Here is a 6,935-nt window from a genome sequence, read left to right on the forward strand (position 1 = left end):
AAAGACGAGGTCACCCGGGCCTACAAGCAATCGGCAGGTGCAGCAGCATGACAACCGCAACACATAACGGCGCCCGCGCACACGAGCAAGCGGCCGAGCTCAAGGTGTCCGCCCGGCGTACCATGAACCGCCGCACCGCGTGGATCTGGATCGGCCGGGCCATCCTGGCGGTGGCCGTGATCGGTGGCTGGCAGTGGTTCACGACGGCCGGCTGGGTGGACAAGTTCTTCTTCGGCCAGCCAACGGAAATCTGGAACAGCCTGGTCCACCTCTTCACCGAGGGCACGGCCTTCGGCACCATCTGGGAGAACCTCTGGGTCACGGTGCAGGAGGCGTTCATGGGCTTCCTGCTCGGGACGTTCGTCGGCGTCGTGCTAGGGCTCCTCCTGGGCTCGAACAAGTACCTGTCAGCAGTCGTCGGTCCGTACATCCGGATCGTGAATTCAATTCCCCGAATCGTGCTTGGTTCCATCTTCATCGTGGCGTTCGGTCTCGGGGTCTTCCCGAAGGTGCTGCTCGCCGCGGTCCTGGTGTTCTTCGTCGTCTTCTTCAACGCCTTCCAGGGTGTCCGTGAAGTCGATCAGAACCTGGTCGGGAACGTGCGGGTGCTGGGTGCCTCACCGTGGCAGGTCGCGATGAATGTGACGATCCCGTCGGCGATGACCTGGATCATCGCGAGCCTGCACACAGCGTTCGGCTTCGCGATCATCGGCGCCCTCGTCGCTGAAGTGCTGGGCGCCCAACAGGGCATCGGCCTGATCATCAGCCAGGCACAGGGAACCTTCGACCCCAACACGGTCTTCGCCTGCATGGTGATCATCGCAGTCATCACCCTCGGCGCCGAAGCCCTTATCACCCTGCTCGAGCACAAGCTGCTCAAATGGCGGCCACCAAACCGCTCCGAAGCCCAGGCAATCTGAGGACGAACGCAACTTTTCACCCGGCAATTCCGTACCGCCAAAAACACCGAAAAACCCTTCGGGGATCAACAAAAGGATGCGTAAAACAATGATGAAACGCACTATCTTTGCCGTCGCCGCTGCCGGAGCCGTCGCGCTCAGCCTCGCAGCCTGCGGTGGCAGCTCCGGAAGCGGCAACGCCGCCGCCTCCGGAGGTTCAACGCCAAGCGCGGCTGACATGCCCACCGTGAAGATGATGGTCGGCGGCATCGACAAGCAGATCTACCTGCCGTACCAGCTCGCGCAGCAGCTTGGCTACTACGAGAAGTACGGCGTGAAGGTCGAGCTCTCCACCGAGCAGCAGGGCGGCGTCGGGGCCGAGGACGCGATGGCCTCCGGCCAGGTGGACATGGCCGGTGCATGGTATGTCCACACCGTCGACTTCCAGTCCAAGGGCAAGAACGTCATCAACCTCGTGCAGCTCTCCAGTGCCCCGGGAGAGCGCATCATGTGCAGCCCCAAGGCAAACGTCAAAACGGGCGCAGACCTCAAGGGCAAGACCGTCGGCGTCACCGACCTCGGCTCCGGAACCGATGAGCTCACCCAGTTCATCGCCGCGAAGGCCGGCCTCGCCAAGAGTGATTACCACACGATCGCCGTCGGCGCCGGATCAACCGCCATCGCGGCGATCCAGCGCGGATCCGCCGACTGCGTCATGACCACCCAGCCCACCGTGGGCGCCCTTGAGAGCAAGAACCTCGCGGTTCCTGCGATCGACCTCGCCACCACTGAGGGAGCCACCGCAGCGCTTGGCGGCACCCTGCCGTCGGCCGGCCTTCTCGCCCAGTCGGACTGGGTCAAGACCCACGAGGACGCGGCCCAGAAGGTCGTCAACGCCCTGGTTGACACGATGCACTGGATCAGCACCCACTCCGCGCAGGACATCGCCGACAAGCTGCCCCAGTCCTTCGTCCAGAACAGCACCATCTCCAAGGATCAGTACGTGGCCGGGCTGAATCAGGACAAGGGTCAGTTCCTCCCGGACGGCATCATGCCTGCAGGTGGCCCCAAGACGATCTTCGACGAGGAGAAGACCATCGGCGTTGACACCTCCAAGGTCAACATCGCCGACACGTTCACCCAGAAGTACGCCCAGGCCGCGCTCAAGCTGGAGGGCTACACCGCCACGACCACCCCTGCCGGCAACGACGGGTAATCTCATCGCCGCATAGAAGATATTGGCGTGGCAACGTCGTCAACCAATGCCCCTCACAATCGGCCTGCGTGGTGCTCCACGCAGCCGATCGCACTTCTCTCCGGCCCGTCAAATGATCGACGGACAAACCAATACGTTGCCCGCCCACTACTACGCGCGTGCCTGACCCAACAACGCAGTCGCGCGAAAAGAGCGCCCCGCACCGTGCGCTGCCCACAGAAAAGAGGATCGTGACAATCGACGAATACGTCCGCGACTGGACAAGGATCCGGACCCGCGAGGAGATCAAGCTCAGCAGGGACAACCAGGAAATCGCCCGCGGACTCGCCGACGGCGTCACCCGCGACGGGAACACGCTGTGGCTGATCCAACCCGCCGGAAAGGGCAGGTCCATGTTCACCAACCAGGGCGGCATCCTCGCCTTCCGCACCAACACATCAACACCCTCCCCGCAGATCTGACCCGCGGCCGCGAAGCCCGCCCCGGACAAGGAGATCCCATGCACGAAACCACCCCGTTCCGCCTCGACATCGCCGTCAGCGAAACCAGCAGCAGAGACGACCAGCTCACCGACGCGTCAACCAACTGATACCCGCTGCCCTGGAACACAGGCACGGAATACTCGTCACCCAACACGACACCATCAAATACACCCTCGAGGTACACCCGTCAGTGCCCTGCGGAACGATCCACGAAACAAGACCCCCGGAACCATAAAAACGATCCGAAATATATTCCCTGGTGTGACAACGGGCAGAATTCACATGTTCGAACATGAACTGGTCGCCGCCGCGATGCGTTCCCTGCCCTAGCGGTGGCGGACCGTCCTCTAGCACGCAGAGGTGTCGGGGGAAGCGCCCAGGGACCTCGCCTCCGCGACGGGGATCGGCAATTCGTTGCCAAGAAGATCGGCTGCTGACAGATTGCTTCCGAAGCGCGATTCATCCGTCCTCAAGAAACGGTTCGGCAGAAGAATTCCAGCAACACCGCGACACGGTGCGCCGCTGGATCCCCCAAGTATCGAAGACTCAGCGTCCTCCGAGACGAAGACTGTGTCATTTCAGGTGTCCTCTGCACAGGGTTGCCTGGGCAGACAGTGCTGGTACCCGGTGCATCTCAACTACGATCCTGTGACTGAACCCCGTGGCTGAAGTCGGATCCGTCGTGGCTGCAGAGGGGCCTGGACAAAGAGAGTGTGCCTGCGGCTTCGGTTGGCAGCCCAGGGACTGGATGTTCCCGATCCCTGCCTGTGTTGCCGTGACCAGTATGAACTAAACGACCGCGTTTCCCGCGGTCGGCGGAAGAATGCCGTGGAGTGTCCTCGACGGTGAGGGCACGGAACAGAAGGAAGGCCAGGCTCCCATGTCAGGATCAATTTCGGCTTCTGCCCCAACCAAAGAGGCGTGGACGCCCGCGCAGCGGCGGACGCTGTTCGCCGGCGCCGGCAGCTGGACGCTGGACGCGTTCGACTTCTTCGTCCTGGTGTTCGCGCTCTCGTCCATGGCCAAGGAATTCGGCGTCACCATCGTCACGGCGACCCTGGCCATCACCTTCACCCTGCTCCTGCGCCCGGTCGGGGCGCTGGTCTTTGGCTCCCTGGCGGAACGGTTCGGCCGCAAGCCGGTCCTGGTGGCCAACATCGTGGTCTTCTCGCTCATCGAGCTCGCCTCGGCGATGGCGCCGAACTTCGGCACGTTCTTCGCGCTGCGGATCGTGTACGGCGTGGCGATGGGCGGGATCTGGGGCGTGGCCTCGGCCCTGACCATGGAGACCATCCCGCGGCGCGCCCGGGGCTTCGTCTCCGGGGTCTTCCAGGCCGGCTACCCGCTGGGCTACCTCATCGCCTCGGTGGTCTTCGGGCTTCTGATCAACACGGTCGGATGGCGCGGGATGTTCGCGATCGGCGTCGCACCCATCCTGCTCGCGGCCTACATCTTCTTCAGGGTCGACGAGTCCCCGGTCTGGGCCGGGAGGCGTGGCGGAACGCAGGAGCGCAAGCCCGCGTTCTGGCCGGCGGTGGCGGCCAACTGGCCTGTCCTGCTCTTCGCCGTGTTCCTCATGGCCGGGTTCAACTTCTTCAGCCACGGCACCCAGGACCTGTACCCGACGTTCCTGACGGTCCAGCAGCATTTCCCCGCCGGCACCGTGAGCATCATCGCCATCTGCTACAACATCGCCGCGATCATCGGGGGTGTTCTGGCCGGCACGCTGTCCGAGCGGTTCGGGCGCAAGCGGATGATCATCGTCTTCGCGCTCCTGGCCCTGCCCTGCATCCCGCTGTGGGCCTTCGCGTCCGGTTCGCTGGCCCTGGGCATCGGGGCGTTCCTGGTCCAGTTCTTCGTCCAGGGCGCCTGGGGTGTCATCCCGGCCTACCTCAACGAGCTCGTCCCGGAAGGCACACGGGCGGTGCTCCCGGGCTTCGTCTACCAGGTCGGGAACGTCATCGCCTCCGGCAACGCCACCATCCAGGCGTTGATCGCGGAGAGGACCGGCGGGAACTACGGCCTCGCGATGGCCATCGTCGCAGGGACCGTCGGCGTGCTCATCGCCGTCCTGATGGCCTTCAGCAAGGAGACCCGCGGCACCCGCTTCACCGCCGCCTCCGAAACCCCTGCCGCCTCGGCCTCCTGAGCCACGGCGGAACGGTGCCGCAACAGCAACAGCACCAGCGGAGGGCAGGACGGCCTGCACTCCGCAAGCCTCTGGGCCAGCGGGCCTCCCGGATGCCCCCGCTTCCCATCACGATGGCCCCGTCGTGATCCATCTGCGCGGTGGGACGGGCAGTAACCCCGACGCCCCATGACGAATACGAGCAGGACACGGGCCCGGCAATGTGAACGGCACAGCCAGAATCCAACGGTGAAGCCCACTAGCCCTAACGGCGAGAGCCTTCGATCCGCACGCCCTGACGCCCGGAAGTGATCGCCGGACTACAGCTTTTGCGCCGCCAGTTCCCTGCCAAGGTTTACGCAAGACGCCTCAGATTGGCAGTCACGGGGCGAAGCGACGGAAGCAGCGTGAGCGGTAAACCATCGAAGTCCTTTTGCCGGCCGCTGTCTCCGAGGGCACCTTCGATGAGCTTGACGAGTGACGGGGATGGGCCGACGCCGAATTCCTGTCTCAAGTCGGCGGCGAAGCTCCGATAGGTTTCAAGGGCGGAGACGAGGTCGCCGGTGGCGAGGTGCGCCTGTATCAGCAAGCGGTACGAGGACTCCCTGAAGGGTTCCAGGGCAATGGCCAGTTTGCTCGCACCTTTGGTTTCCTCGGCGTTTCCCTGACTGAGGTTGTATGCCGCGATGGAGTCAAGGGCCGCCGTCCGCAAGGCCCGGAACCGTTCCTGTTCGAGCAGAATCCAGTCCTCGTACCATCCCGGAAGAAGCTCCGCCGTTCGTAGCCGTTCCCACCCCGGGTACGAATCACGCACGCCGAGGGTCCGGGTGTGAAGATCGCGTTCAAGGTCGATGATATCGACCCTCACCTGCGCACGGAGGGCCACGGAAACATCGGTGGTTCCGTCGGCGTCGAGCAGGCCGGGGAGTTCGTGGTTGATGTGCCAGATGCTCACCCTGAGTCCGACCGCCGCCTGGGCCTCGGAGGAGTCGGGCCAGAGAAGGCCGGAAAGGAATGTGCGCGGCCGCTCACCAAGCAGGGCAAGTGCGGTGATCAGGCGTTGTTGACGATGCGCTACTTTCTGCCGATGGCCTGCCTGGGTCAGTGTCCACCCGTTGAGCAGGGTCAGGGACCACTGGGGCTCTGGTGTAGATAGCACGTCTATACCCCTATCGAACGCCGAATCGCTGGCGGGCGAACGTCATGGGAATAGACACTACTGAATGATGACCAGCCCGGTCGCGAGTGGCCGCTACTTGAAGTAGGGCACTCTATTGGATGCGCTACTTACCCGGTCCAGTGATCGCCGGCACTCAAAGCTCCGCTACCTTCACCAACTGCCCGAACAACTTGTAACGGGGCTGCGATCGTATCCGTCAGGTAGATGAACGAGCATTGTGTAGTTGGTGGTTCTCTCCACGAGGGTCCCGATCGCGGACTGGTTGCCCTCGCCGATGCTGAGATCACCCCGGCGCCCTGGCACCGCACTGTCCTGAACCCCGGGTGGGCGTTCGGAGATCACGAACATCAGGTCCACGAACCGGGAGATTTGTTGGTCCGGACCTTTATGGGGTTTCGGCGGGACCGGGGGTGCGCAGGCTGGCTGCCTTCATTTCGCGTTGAGTCCGCCTCCGGCTTGGGAGTAGAGGGCAACCGTTGACTCCTGCTTGGACTCACCAGGATGGCTTATGCGATCAGGCGGGCCCGTTCAGCACGTTCGTCGGCGAGGCTTCCGGACGGCATGAGTCGGCCCCGGTTTGGCCAGTGCCGCGTTTCTAGGGGTGTTCCCGCGTGCGGGCTTGGTGTTGGTTGAGGGCCCGCCGGCAGGCGACGGCGGTCCAGAGGGCGGCCAGGATCCACCACCAGGGACCGGCGGGCAGTGTCAGGGCGAGGACGAGAAAGACGGTGACCGCTGAGATGTCGAGCATGAGGACGGGCCAGTACTTGCCGGTGCGTAGCGGCCGGGGAGTGCCCGTCACGGCCGTGTCCCGTTTTGCCGGGCCCGGTCCCGGTTCCGGGTCTGGTCCTCGGCTTCCAGCAGCGCCGCGAGGGCGGCCAGGGCCGGGACGGCGTTTTCTATTACGTTCTGGTAGGCCTCCGGGAGCCGTTCCAAGGCTTGGCCGAGCCTTCGGTCGTTGGCGGCCTGCCATGCTGCCAGTATCTCCGCGCCGTTCTGCGTCAGGCTCAGGTTCACGGCCCTGCGGTCCCCC

7 protein-coding genes and 1 pseudogene are annotated in these 6,935 nt (G+C 64.1%); 4 read left to right on the plus strand and 4 right to left on the minus strand.

Translation table 11 applies throughout. The features are described from left to right. The first annotated feature begins 47 nt into the window (after nt 1-47). From AHiyo1_RS19225 to AHiyo1_RS19240, 4 genes are all read left to right on the plus strand, one after another. Nucleotides 48-920 (plus strand): ABC transporter permease, encoded by an 873-nt coding sequence (locus AHiyo1_RS19225; RefSeq protein ID WP_059389624.1) that lies wholly within the window; start codon nt 48-50, stop codon nt 918-920. Between the two features lie 88 nt (nt 921-1,008). Continuing rightward, the gene (locus tag AHiyo1_RS19230) at nt 1,009-2,115 is read left to right on the plus strand and encodes an ABC transporter substrate-binding protein (RefSeq protein ID WP_216363254.1); all 1,107 of its coding nucleotides are present in this window, start codon (nt 1,009-1,011) and stop codon (nt 2,113-2,115) included. Nucleotides 2,116-2,345: 230 nt separating this feature from the next. Beyond that, nucleotides 2,346-2,576 carry a hypothetical protein gene (locus tag AHiyo1_RS19235; protein ID WP_059389625.1) on the plus strand — a complete coding sequence of 77 codons (231 nt, stop codon included), beginning with the start codon at nt 2,346-2,348 and terminating at the stop codon, nt 2,574-2,576. Nucleotides 2,577-3,477: 901 nt separating this feature from the next. Further along, on the plus strand, nt 3,478-4,746 hold the full coding sequence (locus tag AHiyo1_RS19240) for an MFS transporter (protein ID WP_059389630.1): 1,269 nt from the start codon (nt 3,478-3,480) through the stop codon (nt 4,744-4,746). Between the two features lie 334 nt (nt 4,747-5,080). Here AHiyo1_RS19240 and AHiyo1_RS19245 read toward each other — a convergent pair whose 3' ends face one another. From AHiyo1_RS19245 to AHiyo1_RS19255, 4 genes and pseudogenes are all read right to left on the minus strand, one after another. Next, nucleotides 5,081-5,884, minus strand: a complete 804-nt coding sequence (locus AHiyo1_RS19245; protein ID WP_059389626.1) for an AfsR/SARP family transcriptional regulator — start codon at nt 5,882-5,884, stop codon at nt 5,081-5,083. A 195-nt stretch (nt 5,885-6,079) separates the two neighbouring features. Next, nucleotides 6,080-6,253 (minus strand): annotated as a pseudogene (locus tag AHiyo1_RS27315) (IS30 family transposase); the annotation flags it as partial. A 247-nt stretch (nt 6,254-6,500) separates the two neighbouring features. Further along, entirely contained in the window at nt 6,501-6,704 is a 204-nt protein-coding gene (locus AHiyo1_RS19250; protein WP_059389627.1) for a hypothetical protein, read from the minus strand. Next, on the minus strand, nt 6,701-6,935 hold a 235-nt coding region (locus tag AHiyo1_RS19255), incomplete at its 5' end, for a hypothetical protein (RefSeq protein WP_216363255.1). The genes AHiyo1_RS19250 and AHiyo1_RS19255, both read right to left, overlap by 4 nt.

It is taken from the genome of Arthrobacter sp. Hiyo1, assembly GCF_001263615.2.
Taxonomy (GTDB): Bacteria; Actinomycetota; Actinomycetes; order Actinomycetales; family Micrococcaceae; genus Arthrobacter.